The 17,379-nt window shown below is 59.2% G+C and carries 17 protein-coding genes and 1 tRNA gene; 7 read left to right on the top strand and 11 right to left on the bottom strand.

The annotated features are described in order from the left end of the window. The first annotated feature begins 110 nt into the window (after window positions 1-110). The 4 genes from galE to DUT91_RS08370 are packed head-to-tail and all read left to right on the top strand — an operon-like array spanning window position 111 to window position 4,184. A complete protein-coding gene (gene galE / locus DUT91_RS08385; protein ID WP_114439920.1) occupies window positions 111-1,118 on the top strand; it encodes a UDP-glucose 4-epimerase GalE in 1,008 nt (335 codons plus the stop codon). 14 nt (window positions 1,119-1,132) lie between these two features. Beyond that, window positions 1,133-2,116 carry a bile acid:sodium symporter family protein gene (locus DUT91_RS08380; protein ID WP_114439919.1) on the top strand — a complete coding sequence of 328 codons (984 nt, stop codon included), beginning with the start codon at window positions 1,133-1,135 and terminating at the stop codon, window positions 2,114-2,116. Beyond that, entirely contained in the window at window positions 2,113-3,303 is a 1,191-nt protein-coding gene (locus DUT91_RS08375; RefSeq protein WP_281032603.1) for a BaiN/RdsA family NAD(P)/FAD-dependent oxidoreductase, read from the top strand. Before DUT91_RS08380 ends, DUT91_RS08375 begins: the two co-directional genes overlap by 4 nt. 59 nt (window positions 3,304-3,362) lie before the next feature. Beyond that, complete coding sequence (locus DUT91_RS08370; RefSeq protein WP_114439918.1) at window positions 3,363-4,184, top strand: methyltransferase; 822 nt, start codon at window positions 3,363-3,365, stop codon at window positions 4,182-4,184. 207 nt (window positions 4,185-4,391) lie between these two features. Here DUT91_RS08370 and DUT91_RS08365 read toward each other — a convergent pair whose 3' ends face one another. The 7 genes from DUT91_RS08365 to DUT91_RS08335 form a co-directional block, all read right to left on the bottom strand. Further along, on the bottom strand, window positions 4,392-5,222 hold the full coding sequence (locus DUT91_RS08365; RefSeq protein ID WP_114439917.1) for an MBL fold metallo-hydrolase: 831 nt from the start codon (window positions 5,220-5,222) through the stop codon (window positions 4,392-4,394). A 1-nt stretch (window position 5,223) separates the two neighbouring features. Continuing rightward, window positions 5,224-6,012 carry a TatD family hydrolase gene (locus DUT91_RS08360; protein WP_114440175.1) on the bottom strand — a complete coding sequence of 263 codons (789 nt, stop codon included), beginning with the start codon at window positions 6,010-6,012 and terminating at the stop codon, window positions 5,224-5,226. A gap of 11 nt (window positions 6,013-6,023) precedes the next feature. After that, window positions 6,024-7,580 carry a methionine--tRNA ligase gene (gene metG / locus DUT91_RS08355; protein WP_114439916.1) on the bottom strand — a complete coding sequence of 519 codons (1,557 nt, stop codon included), beginning with the start codon at window positions 7,578-7,580 and terminating at the stop codon, window positions 6,024-6,026. A 121-nt stretch (window positions 7,581-7,701) separates the two neighbouring features. Continuing rightward, window positions 7,702-8,775, bottom strand: coding sequence for a DNA polymerase III subunit delta' (locus tag DUT91_RS08350; RefSeq protein ID WP_114439915.1), 1,074 nt, complete (start codon window positions 8,773-8,775; stop codon window positions 7,702-7,704). 7 nt (window positions 8,776-8,782) lie between these two features. Continuing rightward, window positions 8,783-9,463, bottom strand: coding sequence for a dTMP kinase (gene tmk / locus DUT91_RS08345; RefSeq protein ID WP_114439914.1), 681 nt, complete (start codon window positions 9,461-9,463; stop codon window positions 8,783-8,785). Window positions 9,464-9,537: 74 nt separating this feature from the next. Continuing rightward, the gene (locus DUT91_RS08340; protein WP_114439913.1) at window positions 9,538-10,707 is read right to left on the bottom strand and encodes a D-alanyl-D-alanine carboxypeptidase family protein; all 1,170 of its coding nucleotides are present in this window, start codon (window positions 10,705-10,707) and stop codon (window positions 9,538-9,540) included. A gap of 163 nt (window positions 10,708-10,870) precedes the next feature. Then, a complete protein-coding gene (locus DUT91_RS08335) occupies window positions 10,871-12,151 on the bottom strand; it encodes a septal ring lytic transglycosylase RlpA family protein (protein ID WP_114440174.1) in 1,281 nt (426 codons plus the stop codon). Between the two features lie 456 nt (window positions 12,152-12,607). Here DUT91_RS08335 and DUT91_RS08330 point away from each other — a divergent pair. After that, window positions 12,608-12,697: transfer RNA gene (locus tag DUT91_RS08330), tRNA-Ser, on the top strand. A gap of 129 nt (window positions 12,698-12,826) precedes the next feature. Here the strand turns inward: DUT91_RS08330 and DUT91_RS08325 are convergent. Beyond that, window positions 12,827-13,342, bottom strand: a complete 516-nt coding sequence (locus DUT91_RS08325) for a BA14K family protein (RefSeq protein ID WP_114439912.1) — start codon at window positions 13,340-13,342, stop codon at window positions 12,827-12,829. A 501-nt stretch (window positions 13,343-13,843) separates the two neighbouring features. On the opposite strand from DUT91_RS08325, the gene DUT91_RS08320 reads away from it, so the two are divergent. Together DUT91_RS08320 and DUT91_RS08315 are read left to right on the top strand one after the other, a co-directional pair. Then, a complete protein-coding gene (locus DUT91_RS08320) occupies window positions 13,844-14,149 on the top strand; it encodes a hypothetical protein (protein ID WP_114439911.1) in 306 nt (101 codons plus the stop codon). A gap of 153 nt (window positions 14,150-14,302) precedes the next feature. Continuing rightward, window positions 14,303-14,545, top strand: a complete 243-nt coding sequence (locus DUT91_RS08315) for a hypothetical protein (RefSeq protein WP_147272167.1) — start codon at window positions 14,303-14,305, stop codon at window positions 14,543-14,545. Here the strand turns inward: DUT91_RS08315 and ugpC are convergent. From ugpC to ugpA, 3 genes are read right to left on the bottom strand one after another with little or no spacing between them, the layout of a single operon-like run. Continuing rightward, entirely contained in the window at window positions 14,542-15,612 is a 1,071-nt protein-coding gene (gene ugpC / locus DUT91_RS08310; protein WP_114439909.1) for a sn-glycerol-3-phosphate ABC transporter ATP-binding protein UgpC, read from the bottom strand. The two genes, DUT91_RS08315 and ugpC, sit on opposite strands and share 4 nt — an antisense overlap. After that, window positions 15,612-16,460, bottom strand: coding sequence for a sn-glycerol-3-phosphate ABC transporter permease UgpE (ugpE, locus tag DUT91_RS08305; protein WP_114439908.1), 849 nt, complete (start codon window positions 16,458-16,460; stop codon window positions 15,612-15,614). Before ugpE ends, ugpC begins: the two co-directional genes overlap by 1 nt. A gap of 10 nt (window positions 16,461-16,470) precedes the next feature. Then, on the bottom strand, window positions 16,471-17,355 hold the full coding sequence (gene ugpA, locus DUT91_RS08300) for a sn-glycerol-3-phosphate ABC transporter permease UgpA (protein WP_114439907.1): 885 nt from the start codon (window positions 17,353-17,355) through the stop codon (window positions 16,471-16,473). Window positions 17,356-17,379: the final 24 nt, after the last annotated feature.

Genomic DNA, 17,379 nt, shown 5'->3' with positions numbered 1-17,379 from the left:
AGCTGATTCTTGGATATGCTGCAGTGCGGGCTTGCGGTGCGCCGGACATTTTGCATAACTCCATCCCGCTCCAATAAATGCTGCAGATCTGTGGCGAAAGGCAAAACGGAATGACGATTCTGGTGACCGGCGGCGCCGGCTATATCGGCTCCCATACATGTGTCGAACTGCTTCAGGCCGGGCACGATGTCGTCATCGTCGACACTTTTGACAACAGCCATCCGGAAGCCTTGAACCGCATCGCTGAGATCGCGGGCAGGGCACCCGCAAGTGAAACCGGCGACATACGCGATCGGGCATTTCTTGAAGACGTGCTGCGCCGCCATGGCTGCACCTCGGTCATCCATTTTGCCGGGCTGAAAGCGGTCGGCGAATCCGGCGAGAAACCGTTGCTCTATTACGATTATAATGTCGTCGGCACGCTGCGTCTGTTGCAGGCCATGCAGGCCGTTGGGGTGCGCAAGCTCGTGTTCAGTTCTTCCGCCACCGTCTATGGCGAGCCGCAGAGGCTGCCGCTGGAGGAGGATCACCCGCTGTCGGCCACCAATCCCTATGGACGGACGAAGCTGGTGATCGAGGAGATGCTGCGCGATCTGCACAACAGCGATCCGTCATGGCATATCGCTATCCTGCGTTATTTCAATCCTGTCGGCGCGCATGAGAGCGGCCTTATCGGCGAGGATCCGAAAGGCATTCCGAACAATCTGATGCCTATTATCGCCCAGGTCGCCAGTGGACGGCGCGAGAAGCTCAATGTCTGGGGGAACGATTATCCGACGCCCGACGGCACCGGCATCCGCGATTATATCCACGTGGTCGATCTTGCGAAGGGGCATCTGAAGGCATTGGACAGGCTGGATGAGCCGCAATGCTTTGCCGTCAACCTGGGGACGGGGCAGGGCTATAGCGTCAGGGACGTCATCAAGGCATTCGAGCATGTCTCGAACCGCAAGATCGACCATGAAATGGCACCGCGCCGTCCGGGCGATGTGGCGGTTTGCTATTCCGACCCGTCTCATGCGAAGGATTTGCTCGACTGGTCTGCTACCAAAGGTCTGCGTGAGATGTGCCAGGACATGTGGAACTGGCAGGTCAAGAACCCGAATGGATACGAATAGGCTTTATTTTCTTCATGCGATTTCTCCCTGACAAATTCATCCTCGCCCTTATCGCGGCGATCATTGCTGCATCTTTCCTGCCGGTCAGGGGAGAATTTGCAGAATGGTTCGCCATCGCCACGAAGATTGCGGTCGGGCTCCTGTTCTTCCTGCACGGCGCGCGCCTGTCGCGTCAGGCGGTGGTGGCCGGGGTTACGCACTGGCGGCTGCATCTCCTCGTGCTCGCCACCACGTTCGTGCTGTTCCCGCTTCTGGGGCTAGCGGCGGGGTGGCTTGTGCCGGACCTCAGGGCTTCCGCGTTCTATACCGGCATCCTGTTTCTCTGCGTGCTGCCGTCGACGGTGCAGTCCTCGATCGCATTCACAGCGATCGCGGGCGGCAATGTCCCGGCGGCAGTCGTTTCGGCGTCCGCGTCGAACCTCCTCGGCATGTTCCTAACGCCGCTGCTGGTCGGCCTACTCCTTACCGTGCAGGGCAGCCATGGCATGTCGCTCCATGCGCTGGAATCGATCCTCCTGCAATTGCTGGCACCCTTCGTGCTGGGGCAACTGCTGCAGCCCCTGATCGGCAATTTCATGCGTCGGCATCACAAGGCGCTGGGTCTCGTCGATCGTGGATCGATCCTGATGGTGGTTTATCTCGCTTTCAGCGAGGCAGTGGTGGCGGGCCTGTGGCACAGCGTATCCGGGCACGACCTCGCCATGATGGTGGCCGTCGATATGGTGCTCCTGGCCCTCGTATTGATCATCACCGCCTATGGCAGCAAATGGCTTGGGTTTCCCCTGGAAGACCGGATCACCATCATGTTCTGCGGCTCGAAGAAGAGCCTCGCCAGCGGCGCGCCCATGGCGAACGCGATTTTCCCCAGCCAGACTGTGGGCAGCGTCGTCCTGCCATTGATGCTGTTCCACCAGATACAGCTCATGATCTGCGCCATGCTGGCGCGCAAATATGCGGACAGAAAGTTGAAGCTCGAAGCGGACAAGGCCGCGTCTTGAACACCAGCCCTGAAGATTTCGACGTCGTGGTGCTTGGCGCCGGGGCGGCGGGCATGATGTGCGCCATCGAGGCCGGCAAACGCGGACGGTCCGTGCTGATCGTCGATCACGCGAAGGCGCCGGGCGAGAAAATTCGCATATCGGGAGGAGGGCGCTGTAACTTCACCAATCAGAATGCGGCGCCGGAAAACTTCCTTTCCGCCAATCCCCGCTTCTGCATCTCGGCCCTGAGGCGCTATACGCAACGCGACTTCATCCGCCTGGTCGAGCGCTATGGCATCGCCTATCATGAAAAGACGCTGGGGCAGCTTTTCTGCGATGGCTCTTCGCGCCAGATCATAGATATGCTGCTCAAGGAGATGCGTGATGCCGGCGTTAACTTGCGGCTGGCGACCGAGATCGGCCATGTCGAAAGAGTGGGCGAGGGGTTCTCCGTCGGCCTGTCGAGCGGCCCTGTCCGCTGCCATTCGCTCGTCGTGGCAACAGGCGGCAAGTCCATTCCCAAGATGGGTGCGACCGGGTTTGGCTACGAGATTGCCGCGCAATTCGGCCTGCTGCTCGTGGAAACGCGTCCGGCGCTGGTGCCGCTGACATTCGAGGCACGAACGCTGGAACGGCTGAAGGATCTGTCGGGGATCGCGGTCGATGCGGTGGTCGGCTGCGACAAGACACGTTTTGCCGAAGCGATCCTGTTCACCCATCGCGGCCTCAGCGGCCCCGCCATTTTGCAAATATCGTCCTATTGGCGGGAAGGGCGGGAAATCTCCGTTTCCATGCTGCCGGGGATGGATATATTCGAGCGCCTGAAAGCGGCGCGTGCGCAAAATGGCCGCCAAGCCTTGCAGACGGCACTCGGGACATATCTGCCAAAACGTCTGGCGCAGCATATTGCCGAACAGGAAAAAGCCGCCGGAAATCTCGCTGATTTCTCGGACAAGGACTTGCGACGCATCGCTGCCGCTGTCAATGACTGGCGCATAAAACCGGCGGGATCGGAAGGCTACCGCACCGCGGAGGTGACGCTTGGCGGCGTCGATACGCAGGCGCTCGACTCCCGGACGATGCAGGCGCGAACGGTTCCGGGGCTTTACTTCATCGGCGAAGTCGTGGATGTCACGGGCTGGCTGGGCGGCTATAATTTCCAATGGGCCTGGTCATCGGGCTGGAGCGCCGGACAGGCCGCCTGAAAAGGTCACTGTAACATATTGAATTTGCGCGTGAAAAGCGCCATCAGGAAACGATAGAGATGAGTGATTTCGACGAGAAAGCGCTTGAAAAAGCCTATAACCGGGCGCTGAAACTCGAAAAATCCGGCGACCTCGACGGCGCTGCTCTGGCTTATGCCGAGGTGCTGAAGATCGATCCGGACGATCATGGCGGTGCGGCCGTCAGGCTCGCCAGCATCGGCCGCGGAGCAGTGCCACCGAAGGCGCCGGACGCCTATGTGCAGACGCTGTTCGACCAGCACGCGGAAATGTTCGATACCATTCTCGTGGACCAGCTCGGCTATGACGTGCCGTTGCAACTGCGCGACATGCTGCTGACGCGTGATCCGTCAGCGCATTTTACGCGAATGCTCGATCTCGGCTGCGGCACCGGTTTGTCGGCCGATGCGCTGGATGACGTGGCCGACCACAAGACCGGCGTCGACATCTCGGAAAACATGGTCGAGATCGCCTATGAAAAAGGAGATTACGATATCCTGTTCGTCGGCGAAGCCGTCCGCTTTCTGCAGACGACGGAAGGCCCGGCTTGGGACCTGATCGTGGCAACAGACGTGCTGCCGTACATGGGAGAGCTCGACGATTTCTTCGCCGGCGTCGGCGGTCATCTGCAGCCAGGCGGAACCTTCGCATTCTCAAGCGAGACGCTTTCTGATGAGACCTTCAATGGCCAGCCGTTTATGGTCGGACCATACCAGCGCTTTGCACATTCAGCGGCCTATGTCAGCAGGGCACTCGAAGACAACGGCATGCAGAGCATCGAATGCGCCGACATCGTCGTGCGTCATGAACAAGGCCAGCCGGTGCCGGGTCATCTGATGCTGGCGGTGAAATCATTGCCCTGAGATCGCAGGATGCTGATCCAATCTCTTGATTTGAAAACGAAATATCACATTTTGAGATTGGAAGTGACGCCATCGTCCGCACAAACGATGCAACACGATAGTTCCATAATCTATCTTATGTGATCGGATTATATGGCCGGGCACATTCTATTTTGAAGTCGATTTAGACTCGATGGGATAACCCGGTCTACTCTGCTGGGCGCTTCTCTAACCAGCCCTATCGATCTTTGAGGCATCCGCCTCGATGCGCATTCCGTCATAGGCGGGCTCGACATGATCAGGGGTCTCGTGCAGGACCGTCTCATAGTCGAGCGGTACATGCATATGCGTCAGGATCGCTCGCTTCGGCGCGAGGCGCTCGATCCATTCCAGCGCTTCACTGAGCGAAAAATGGCTGGGATGCGGGCGATACTGTAGCGCGTCGATGATGAGTACGTCGAGGCCCTGAAGCCGCTCGACGGTTTTGTCTGGAAAAGCGCTGACATCGGAGCAATAAGCGACATCGCCGATGCGGAAGCCGAGGGACATGATGTCGCCATGCACCTGCGGCAGTGGCAGAAACGGAATGGCTCCGCCCGGGCCGTCGATCCTAAACGGTGTATCCTCGTCGATCTGGTGCGCTTGCACGATTGGCGGGTATTTCGATCCCGGCGGCGTTGCGAAGCAATAGCCGAACGCCTCGTCCATGCGTGACAGGGTCATGCGGTCGGCATAGATGTCCATCAGCCGCCGCTTTTCGACGACATAGGTCCGCAGATCATCCAGGCCGTGGATATGGTCGGCATGGGCATGGGTATAGACCGCCGCATCGAGCATCCCTGCCCCCGCGTCGATCATCTGCGCACGGAAATCCGGGCCTGTGTCGATGACGACGGTTGTTGTCTCACCGTTTTTTGCGATGCGCTCGACCAGCATTGCGGCGCGGCGGCGCTTGTTCCTGGGATTACCCGGATCGCAATTTCCCCAGTCGCCGGTGATCCGCGGCACACCGGGCGAAGAGCCGCAGCCGAGAATGGTGAAGCGTAAGCGGTCAGCCATTTCAGGCATCCGTCGGCTTCGGCATTTTGGAGAACAGCCGGAAGACGTTTTCGGTTGTGATCGCAGCCAGTTCATCCGCCTCGATGCCGATGGTCTCGGCCAGGACGGCGGCGGTATGTCGCACGAAGGACGGCTCGTTGCGTTTTCCCCGATAGGGCACCGGCGCAAGATAGGGCGCATCGGTTTCGACGAGCAGGCGGTCGCGCGGCACGATCCGTGCGATGTCTCGCAACTCGATGGAATTCTTGAACGTCAGAATGCCGGAGAAGGAGACATAGCCGCCCAGTGCGATGCCGATTTCCGCCAGTTCCTTACCGGAGGAAAAACAGTGCAGGATGAAGGGGAATGCCCCCTTCCCCGTTTCCTCGGTCAAGATATCAGCCATATCCGCATCGGCGCTACGCGCGTGGATGACCAGCGGCAATCCGGTCTGGCGTGCCGCCTCGATATGGGCGCGAAAACTCCTGGCCTGCACGTCAGGCGACGCATAATCATAGTGATAGTCGAGACCGGCCTCGCCTATGGCGACCACCTTCGGATGCCCGGAGAGCCGGATCAACTCCTCTGCGGTAACGTCAGGCTCCTCATGCGCATTGTTGGGATGCGTGCCGACGGAGCAATAGACCTGATCATAACTTTCCGCGATTTCGAGGATCTGGGCAAAGCGGCGGACGCGGGTGGAGATCGTTACCATGCGGCGAACGCCGGCATCGAGGGCGCGCTGCACGATGGCATCGCGCTCCTCGGCGAAATCCGGAAAGTCCAGATGGCAATGACTGTCGACAAGCATTGCCATCCCGATCAATCCTGCTTGTCGGCCTGCTTGTCGGCTTCCACATAGCGCGGAAAGATCGGCTGCGGCGCTGGCAGCGGCGCGCCGCCCGCTAGCTCTCCGCCCTTGAGATCGGCGAAATTGCGCCGGTCTGCCGGGACAGCCAGAATATCGAGCAGCTTTCCGGCAGAGCCGGGAATGAAGGGCTGCGCGAGGATGGCGACGCGGCGCAGCACTTCCGCCGTAACGTAGAGTACGGTCGCCATGCGATCCGGATCGGTCTTGCGCAACGCCCAGGGCTCCTGCGCGGCGAAATAGCGGTTCGCTTCGGCGACGACCGCGAAGATGATCGCGAGCGCGTGGTGGAGCCCCTGCTCGGCCATTGCCTTGCGGGCCGTTTCCAAAGCAGCGCTTGCCTGATCCAGAATGGCGTTGTCCGCATCGGTAAACGCGCCCGGCCGCGGCACCTTGCCGTCACAATTCTTGGCGATCATCGAGAGCGAACGCTGGGCCAGATTGCCGAGATCGTTGGCGAGATCGGCATTGGTGCGATTGACGATCGCATCATGGCTGTAGCTGCCGTCCTGTCCGAACGGCACCTCGCGCAGGAAGAAATAGCGCACCTGGTCGAGCCCGTAATGTTCGACCATGGTGAAAGGATCGATCACATTGCCGACCGACTTCGACATCTTCTCGCCGCGGTTGAACAGGAATCCGTGCGCAAAGACGCGGCTCGGCAGTTCTACACCCGCCGACATCAGGAACGCCGGCCAGTAGACGGCATGGAACCGCACGATATCCTTGCCGATGATGTGCGTCGCGGGCCAATAGCCCCACTTGTCCGAAGTGGTATCGGGGTAGCCGGCGGCCGTGAGGTAATTGGTGAGCGCATCGACCCACACATACATCACATGCTTTTCGTTTCCCGGAACGGGAACGCCCCAGTTGAACGTGGTTCGCGAGATCGAAAGATCGCGCAGGCCGGATTTGACGAAGCTCAGCACTTCGTTACGCCGTTCGGCCGGACCGATGAAATCCGGATGGCTTTCATAGAGCGCGAGGAGCCGGTCCTGATAGGCGGAGAGGCGGAAGAAATAGGTTTCTTCCTCGTTCCACTCGACCGGTGAGCCCAAAGGCTCGCGGCGGACGCCATCCTCGCCGACTGTGGTTTCGCTCTCATCGAAATAGGCTTCCTGGCGCACGGAGTACCAGCCGGCATACCGATCCAGGTAGATATCGCCATTGTCGGCCATGCGCTGCCAGATTGCCTGGCATGCTTTGTAATGGCGCTCTTCGGTGGTGCGGATGAAATCGTCGTTGGAGCAGCCGAGTGTTGCGAGCATGTCGCGGAATATCGCCGAGTTGCGATCCGCCAGCGCCTTTGGAGTGAGCCCCTCCTTTTCAGCCGTCTGCTGCATCTTCAGGCCGTGCTCGTCGGTGCCCGAGAGGAAGAAGACGTCGAGGCCATCCAGCCGCTGGAAACGTGCAAGAGCATCCGTGGCGATGGCCGTGTAGGCGTGGCCGATATGCGGCTTGCCGTTGGGGTAGAAGATCGGCGTGGTGATATAGAATTTTTCGCGGCTCATGCGGGACCTGGCGTGATCTGACTGAATAATCCGGATTCAGTTGAATTTTCGATTTCGAGCGGCTGACATACCGCATGTCGGCTGCGAATGCTACGGTCGTAGGAATTGTGTAGGCCTGAAACTAACCGGGAATCCCGTTCTGGAAGGCGCGGTGGGCCTTTTCGAGCAGGATAAGGGCCGCCTGTTTTTTGTCGAGGTTGAAGGCTTGCGTCTCCATGCCGTCCTGACGGACCCGATTCCAGAAAGCAGACCATGCGTTGGCCGGCATTATGGCGCCCTCGCCCGCGTTCAGACGCGCGCGATCGGCGATGCGCTGAAGAACATGATCGAAAAACAGATCGTACTGAATTTCCATTTCTCGCCCTCCGATGGCGGCTGCGAGCGCCTGTGCCTTCGGCAGATCGAAACTTTTCGTCTCCAGAATTGCATCGGCTGTTTGCGCTATTTCGAGGCCGCCATGGGCAATCAGCAGCGCCGCCTTGCGCACGCTGCCTTCCGAGCGCTCGATGAGGGCCGCCGCCGTCTCCCCGTTCACGTCGAAACCGATTCCCGGACCGATTCCCGCAAGAGCCTTCTGCATCGAAGCCCTGTCGAGAGGCTTGAACTGCAGCGTCTGGCAGCGGGAGCGGATCGTCGGCAGCAGGCGGCCGGCGGAATGCGATATCAGAATGAAGAGCGCGCGGGCCGGCGGCTCCTCCAGCGTCTTCAGGAGAGCGTTGGCCGCATTCCGGTTCATGTCGTCGGCGGGATCGACGATGACGATGCGCCAGGCGCCATCATGCGAGGTGCGCGTCAGGAAATGCGTCACCTTGCGGATTTCCTCCACGGTGATGCCTGTCTTGAACTTGGCCGTCTTCTGGTCCAACGGGCGATCCACATGCAGGATAGCGGGATGGATGCCGCCTGCGATCTGGCGGAAAAGCGACTTTTCGAAATCGGGAAATGCGATATCGTCCGGCGCTCGCGCGCTGTCGGCATGGCTCAGCATATGGCCGGCCAGATGATATGCGAGCGTTGCCTTGCCAACCCCGCGCGGCCCTTCGAACAGCAGTGCGTGATGCATCTTGCCCGTGCGGTAGGTGCGGGCGAGAAAGGCGCGTATCTCCTCATGCCCCGCCAGAAAGGCGTTGGCCGATGGCGCAGGCACACCGTCGATGGTGTCATGCGTGTCCTGGACGGCAAGTTCGTTGATCATGTGGAGATCATGCTGGTTTCGCCAATGTTTTTCCTGTTTTCGGCAGTGTTTCGGAGCGGTTTTCGATCAGTTTGTCAACAATCGCGATGATATCGGCGCTTACTTCTTCCTCGGGCCGATCTGCATCAACGACCCGGCAGCGCTCCGACTCGGCGGCTGCGATGGTGAGATAGGCCTGGCGGCGCGCCTCATGGAGGCCGAGCGTTTCCTTCTCGAAACGATCCGCGACCTCGTCCCCTCGCCTGAGCCTCGCCCGCGCCAGCCCCTTTTCCGCCGGCAGGTCCAGAATGACAGTCAGGTCGGGCACGATTCCGTCGATCGCCACGCGTTCGAGCGCACGCATGAAGGACTGATCGAGGCTGCCGGTTACCCCTTGGTAGACACGGCTCGAATCGATGAAGCGATCGCATAGCACGGTCTTGCCTGCCATGATCGCCGGGCGGATGAGCTGCTCCACATGATCATTGCGCGCAGCGGCGAAAAGCACAGCCTCCATGGCCGGCCCAAACTGTTCGGCGGCGCCGCTCAGGATGACGTGGCGTACCGCCTCGGCGCCTGGAGAACCGCCGGGTTCGCGGCTGACCAGCGTATCGACGCCTGCGGCGGCAAGATGCGCGGCAAGACGCCTGATCTGAGTCGATTTGCCCGCCCCTTCACCGCCCTCGAACGTGATGAACAATCCTGCCACGGATGCGCGTTCTCCCTTGTGTCCAGGGCTTTCTATCCATCCGCAGGATAAAGGTCGAGGCGCGCGTCAGGATTTCAGCGATATTTCCTGATCCATCCGGTGGAGAGTTCGAGTGCGGCGTCGAATGCCTTCTTGCCGATCCCGCCCTCTTTCACTTCCCCGGTGGTAAAAACAGGCTTTTCCAGAACCAGGACGTCGCCCATCCAGATCTTCAGCGTTCCGGCCTGTCTGCCTGCCTCGACAGGCGCGATCAGCGGTCCGGTATAGACGATGCGGGCTTTCAGGGGCGGACGGTCCCGCTTCGGCAGCAGCAACTCCACCGCCTCCCCCGTCCGAAGTTCGACCCCGGAATGTTCGCCGCCATAGACGCTCGCCTTTCCTACGACGTCATTTTCTGGAAACAACTGCACGTCCTCGAAATTGTTCATTCCCCATTCGATAAGCTTGCGCGCCTCCTCAGCACGCTCCTTGTCGCTGGGAACGCCGCTTATGCCGAGAAACAGCCTGCGTCCATTGCGCTCGGCTGACGCGATCAGCCCATATCCGGATTCCTGCGTGTAACCGGTACCCAACCCGTCCGCGCCGATATTCAGCCGCAGAAGCGGGTTGCGGTTGCGCTGGAGGATATTGTTCCAGGTGAAGCTCTCCTGCGCATAGTATTTGTAGAACTGCGGGTATGTCCGGTGAATATGGCGGGCTAGGCTGACCAGTTCCGCGATGGTCACCTTCTCGCCCGGCGCGGGCAGTCCGGTGGAGTTGACGAAAACCGATTTGTCGAGTCCCAGCTCCCGCGCACGGTCGGTCATGCGCCCGGCGAACTGCTCCTCTGTCCCTGCCATGCCTTCGGCCAAAACGATGCAGCCGTCATTTGCCGACTGGACGATGACGCCCTGAATGAGGTCCTCCACTCGTGGCGTCGACTTGATCTTGGCAAACATGGTCGAGGTGCCGGACGGTGCGCCGCCGGTGCGCCAGGCATATTCGCTGACGGGAAATGTCTGGTCGAGCGACAATTCGCCCTTCGACAGCGCGTCGAAGACGACCTCCATGGTCATCAGCTTCGCCAATGAAGCAGGCGGAATGGCCGCGTCAGGATCTTTGGAATAAAGGACGGTGCCGGTCTTGTCGTCGATCAGCAATACCTGCTTGGCCTTGACTTCCAATGGCTGGGCCAGGCAAGCGGATGCGGCGATGACACCGATCAGCCCGCATAAACCGGCTACTGCATATTTGATCGACGGCATGTCGCTCCCTGCCCTTGCCTGCCCGTGATCCTGTTCGAATTTACCCGAATTCGAATCACCCGCCAATATCGCCGTTCAGGCTAGAGCATGATCTAGGCCGAAAACTGCAGGCTCTTCCGACAAGAAATGACGCCGGCCATTGCGGCGTCATGAACGGGTAGTCCTATTCCGGGCGAACCACAAAGGCATCGGCAGCACCTGCCGCCCACGCAGCTTCCAGCAGGGCATCGCTGCTGCCGGCAAGCGTAACGCCGTAGAGTTCGCCATTCCCGGTCGGCACATTGGTCCGCTGAACCTTGCCGAGCGAGGAAAGGGCTGCGGCGATGCGATCGGCTTCGCGCCTGTCGTTGAAGAAGCCGGCGTCGATATATTCCGCATGGCTGGAAACATCAGTCCTGTCGGCGTTGAGCTTTTTCCAGGCGTCGGAAATCGCCGAAGGCGTCAGCACGCTGGCATAGGCCGTCGCCTCGACACTGTTGGCGGCGGCGATACGCTCATCGGCATACCCAGCAAGCGCCGACGTAACCGCCCCTCCGGGGCCTCGGGCGATGCCGAAGGGAACCGTGGGTCGTTCGGTCACGATTGGCCCTATGGCCGGCAGGATCGGATCGCCGGCGCCTACCGCGCCAGGCAGAGGTGGCGGCTGAAGCACGCCTGGCTGAGACATGGACGGTACCGGGACGGCATGCATGCCCGCTGCATTCGCCATGGCGGACATTGGCTGCGATCCGGGCATCGGCGTCGTCGGCGTCGGCCCGTTCATCGCGATCATGACGCCGCTGGCGGGCTGACCGATCGGATCGGAGCCGTCGCGGAACGACGCCAGCAGGAAGGCATCGTCATGCCCCTCCAACGGCGCGCGGCCGACATATTCGACCTTTACATTCGCCGTTCCGTGATGCTGGTAATCGAGCATTTCCGCAGCGCGCTGGGACAAATCGATAACGCGGTCGCTGGCATAGGGGCCGCGATCATTCACACGAACGATGAGTGAATTGCCGTTTGAAAGATTGGTGACGCGCGCATAGCTCGGCAAGGGCATGGTCGGATGTGCGGCGGAGAGATGGCGCATATCGTAGACTTCGCCATTAGCCGTCAGCCGCCCATGAAAGGCTGAACCGTACCACGAGGCTTTGCCGACGCGCTTATAGCCAGGCTCTTCCTTGGGATAGTACCACTTGCCCCTCACCTGATAGGGCTTGCCCACCTGATTGCGCCCGCCGCCGCGCGGCATCTTCGCAACATTGGTGGAGATGACGCGCGGACTTGCCTTCACGCCATATTCGGATTCGGCAAAATATTCCTTGGGGCGTTGTTTGCTCTTCGACTTGGGCTGCGGCGTGGCGCACGCCGCGACCATTGCGCCGAGAATGACGACCCCCGCCAAGCGCAGATTGACGCGGACAGAGCGCGATCGGCCCGTATTTTCTGACGCTCTATCCATATGCCCAATCAATAATCCATCTTCAGCCGACAATTGGCCGCCCCCGTCTTGAAACCATTGCAGTGCCGGATTTCCCACCCATGCGATCAGCGTGACAACCGGCGGCATAGAACCCACCAGCCAAACTCTTGCCATCGATTCGTTGATACGACATTAAAAAATTGTGACCTTCCAGCGGCAGGAAGAAGACGCCAACTAGTCGCCAGTTTTGTATGACCCCTCGCGGCTTTGCAAGGCCCCAGTCTCCAGATTTCATGAAACGATCTGAAACAACCTCCCCGCCCCCCTGAAACAAATGGTTTTCAGGTAAACGGCCCCGTTCCGTTTCGGTGGATCGGCATGACTGAAGGCGTTGACGCGGATATCCCGCAGGCTGTAAACAGGCGTCGATGACGATAGCCGCAAATCAGCTGAAGCAAGCTGGTCGGGCGAATAGTCCAGTCAAGTCATCCGGTTGGAGGGGTGGCCGAGCGGTTTAAGGCACCGGTCTTGAAAACCGGCGTGCGGGAGACCGTACCGTGGGTTCGAATCCCACCCCCTCCGCCATGAATCCTGATACAATTCAGATGCTTAAGATCAAATTTTTAGTATTCAGTTCACCAGTCGCCTGCACGATATAGCAAAGGAAGGCGACTCCGCGGAGTCGCCTTCTATAAAATGCTTTGCCCCAATGCCTTAGTAAGGTGAATAGCACTGGCGGCGCGGGCCGTTATAGGGCTGGTAGGTGTTGTCGTAGGCACGATACGAACGATAGCGGTTGGCGCACCATTGGACATGGGAGTTGCCATAGGTGGGCACGGCCCGCGGCTGGCTGGCGATGGCTCCGCCGATCACGGCGCCGGCGCCGAAGGCAGCCAGAGGATACCACCATCCATCCCGGTGACGCCGATATCCATAACGGCCATATCGATAGCCGCGGTGCCCGCCCCAATATCCAGGACGATTCCAGCCGCCGCGATGATGCCAGCCGCCGCGGTGATTCCAACCTCTCCGACCGCCCCAATCACCCGGCCGCCGATGATTCCAGCCGCCATGAGAACGTCGGATTTGTCTATCTCGAATTTGCTCGACGTTCGAACCTGTTTCGATCTGCGTCACCACCAGAGGAGCCGCGCTCACCGGAATGGCAGATGTGAACGCGATGGCCATGCCAAGCGTTCCTGCACAAAATGCTGACAAGAACTTCTTCATAACAACTCCCGTTGATAAACTGCCCATCTTGCAGCAACAGACTGCGCCTGCATTTATGAAGACATCATGAATGTGTAAAACTACATTCTATCTATCTTTAATCATACTCCATTTTAAAGTAAAAATCTGCAATCCAGGCATCAAGGCAGAAAACATTACTGGATGTCTTAAACAGTGATCCGCAAGGCCGTGCCTCGGCCAATATTATATGGAACAAAGATGAAGGGCAGGCGTTAAAAACCGCATTCAACAGTCCGGAGGTTCATATGACCAGTCAGACGATTCCCGCTGATGTCTATCAACGCCATGAGAGAGAGTGGCAGATACTACGGAAATCACTCGCCGGTTCGCAGCCGCCATCCCCGCAACCGCAAGACACCCAAAAGAAATAATCCTCCTGGTAGCCGGAAGGGCATATGCACTTCCGGTCTTTCGTCTTTGGGCGGAGAGCGCTCATTTGTGGTAGGTTGACCAGACGATTTACCAAGAGAGGAATTCGTCATGAATACAGCCAATCTCCAGTTGGAGGGGCTTTGCCTTGCCGTAGCCGCCGTCAACCGTTTGCTGGTCGCCAAGGGCATACTCTCGCAAGACGAAATTGACATCGCATTGCGCAAGTCGGAGGCCGCGATTGTGGGAGACGAACGCATTACCGAACAATTGTCGCCGGCCAATCGGGATGCAGTGTGCTTTCCCATCCGCCTGTTGCAAATCGCAAACAGCGCAGGAGCCGAGGATCCCTGGTCGTTCTCACATCTGGCAAAACTGGTTGGCGAGACGAAGCGTCCTTACAATGATCAGCGCTAGACCATTGATATCACAGCAGCTTTAGCCGCTTTTCATCCGATTCATAAATTGGATTTTTCTGTTCTCATTTTCGGAACCTTCTGGATCTCAGCGCGTTGATATTCATTCGGTCATCCGAGTCAGGAAGAGATTATGCAGCCGCGTGGAAATCATGTGCGGGATGCCGTTTCAGCACTTGCCCGCGCCGAACGCGAGGCAAGTGAAGAAATCCGGGAGGCATTCTGCTATAAATGCCTTCCTGATAACGTTTTAGGCGGGCTGACGGGCTACAAGATGCCTGATCCCACGCTCGATGATTTTTCGGCTTCCGAAGAATTCATTCAGCCGATCCCGCCGAAGCGCAAAAGCTTCAGCCTGTTCCGGCGAAGAATCCATAAATTCCCCACGTCCCTCTAAATCCGAATTCCTGCGTCGTCGAAGACGTGCAGATCGGCGACTTTTGCGCCGACATGTATTTTCGCCCCTGGCTCCATCGCTGTCTTTCCCGCGACACGCACAACGAGGCGAGTCTTTCCGACGTCGCCGTAGATGAAGCTTTCCGCGCCGACTGGCTCGATGGCTCGTATGACGATCTCGAAGATGGCATTCCCGCCAATTTCGTCATTGTTTGTCACGAGAAACAGGTTTTCCGGGCGGATGCCGAGTGTAGTCGCCTCGCCTGATAGCGACAGTCCGCTGCCGCCGATTTCGGTGCCATCGGCGAGTGCCGCCCGCCCTTCCCCATGCCTCAATGGCAGGAGGTTCATCGGCGGGGCGCCGATGAAGCTTGCCACGAATAATGTGGCCGGCTTTTCGTAAATATCGAGCGGCGCGCCGATCTGTTCGACGTTGCCGGCATTCATGACGACGAGAACATCGGCCAGCGTCATGGCTTCGAGCTGGTCATGCGTGACATAGACGCTGGTGACTCCGAGCGAGCGCTGCAGATTCTTGATCTCGACGCGCATTTGCCCGCGCAATTTGGCGTCCAGGTTGGAGAGCGGTTCGTCGAACAGGAACAGCTTCGGATTGCGAACGATGGCGCGGCCCATGGCGACACGCTGGCGCTGACCGCCTGAAAGCTCGCGCGGACGGCGCGTCAGGAGATGGTCGAGTTCCAGCGTCGCGGCGACTTCACGGACGCGTTTGTCGATCTCCGGCTTGGGCATACGACGATTGCGCAAGCCGTATGCCATGTTGTCATAGACACTCATATGCGGATAGAGCGCATAATTCTGGAATACCATGGCGATGTCGCGCTCGGCCGGTCCCAGTTCGTTGACCATTCGCCCGTCTATCGCGATCTCACCTTCGGTGATCGATTCGAGCCCGGCGATCATGCGCAGAAGCGTCGATTTTCCGCAGCCCGAAGGCCCCACCAGTACACAGAGTGCGCCGTCCCTGATCGCCAGATTGACCTTTTTCACGGCTTCGAAGCCGCCGGGATAGATTTTGCGGATGTTCTTGAGATCGACGGTTGCCATTATTTCTCCGTTTCTACGAGGCCGCGGACGAACCAGCGCTGCATGAAGACCACAACCAGAATGGGCGGCAGGATGGCAAGGATGCATGTCACCATTACCAGATGCCATTGGGTGTCGGCATCGGCGAAGGAGATCATCTTGCGCAGCGCGATGACGATCGTGCCCATGTCGTTGCGGTTGGTGACGAGCAGCGGCCAGAGATATTGCGTCCAGCCATAAATGAACTGGATGACGAAAAGTGCTGCGATATTGGTTTTCGAGAGCGGCAGGAGGATATCCCAGAAGAAGCGCCAGGGCCCTGCCCCGTCGACGCGCGCAGCTTCCAGGAGTTCGCCGGGGATGGTCATGAAGAACTGACGAAAAAGGAGCGTCGCGGTCGCAGACGCCATCAGCGGCAGGGTCAGCCCGGCATAGGTGTCGATCAACCCGAAATCGACCATCACCTTGTAGGTCGGCAGGATGCGAACCTCGACGGGCAGCATCAGGGTGATGAAAATCAGCCAGAAGAAGGTCATGCGCAGGGGGAAGCGGAAGAAAACCACCGCATAGGCCGAAATGATGGAAATGAGGATCTTGCCGACAGCTATCAGGACGGCAACCACAGTGCTGTTCCAGAGCAACCGTCCGACGCTGACGCCGCCGATCTGCCCGATCCCGCCGAAGAGCGCCGTGGCATAGTTTTCGAGAAAGCGGTCTCCGGGGATGAGCGGCAGCGGCGGCCTGAGAATCGTCTGCAGTGAGTGCGTCGAGGCGACGAAGGTGTAGTAGATCGGAAAGGCGACGATGAAAACGCCGACCAGGAGAGTGGCGTGGGCGATGATGCGGCGCGAGGGTCTGTTGTCGATCATGCTGTCCCCATCACCCGTAATGCACACGGCGTTCGACATAGCGGAACTGAACCGCCGTCAGCGCGACCACGATCACCATGAGGATTACCGATTGCGCGGCCGATTCCCCCAGCAGCAGATTGACGAATCCGTCATTATAGACCTTGTAGACGAGCGTCTCCGTCGCCTTGCCAGGCCCGCCGCCGGTCACGGCATGGATGATGCCGAACGTGTCGAAGAAGGCGTAGACGGTGTTGATCACCAGAAGGAAAAAGGTCGTGGGCGCCAACAGCGGAAAGATGATGGTCCAGAAGCGCTTCGTCTCGCCTGCCCCGTCGATCGCGGCCGCCTCCACCAATGATTTCGGTATCGCCTGCAAGCCCGCGACAAAGAACAGGAAATTGTAGCTAATCTGCTTCCAGGCTGCCGCCGCGACGACGAGGATGACGGCTTGCGGACCATTGAGCAGCGGATCCCAATAAACCCCCAGCGACCTGAGCATGACGGCGATTGAACCGATCGATGGGTTGAACAGGAACAGCCACAGCATGCCCGCAATGGCGGGAGCAATCGCATAGGGCCAGATCAGCAACGTGCGGTAGATGCCGCGTCCGCGCACCACCTTGTCGGCCATGACTGCCAGAAAAAGAGCCGGCACCATGGCGAGCAGTGCAGTGGCGACGGAAAAGACGATCGTGACCTGGAAGGAATGGAGGTAGTTGGGATCGTTCAGTACGTGCCTGAAATTCGCCAATCCCACGAATTGCGTCGAAAGACCGAACGGATCTTCACGCAGCATGGATTGGTAGAGCGCCTGCGACGCGGGCCAATAGAAGAATATTGCCGTGATCGCGAGTTGCGGCGCCAGAAGCAGATAAGGCAGGAACTTGTTGGGAAAGATTGCGCGGGGTGTCACTATACGTCCCTTCGACGGGCTGCC

It is taken from the genome of Paramesorhizobium salinisoli (assembly GCF_003335045.1).
GTDB classification, from domain to species: Bacteria; Pseudomonadota; Alphaproteobacteria; order Rhizobiales; family Rhizobiaceae; genus Paramesorhizobium; species Paramesorhizobium salinisoli.
The sequence above is the reverse complement of the archived record's forward strand: the minus strand, read 5'-3'. Positions and strand labels throughout refer to the sequence as shown.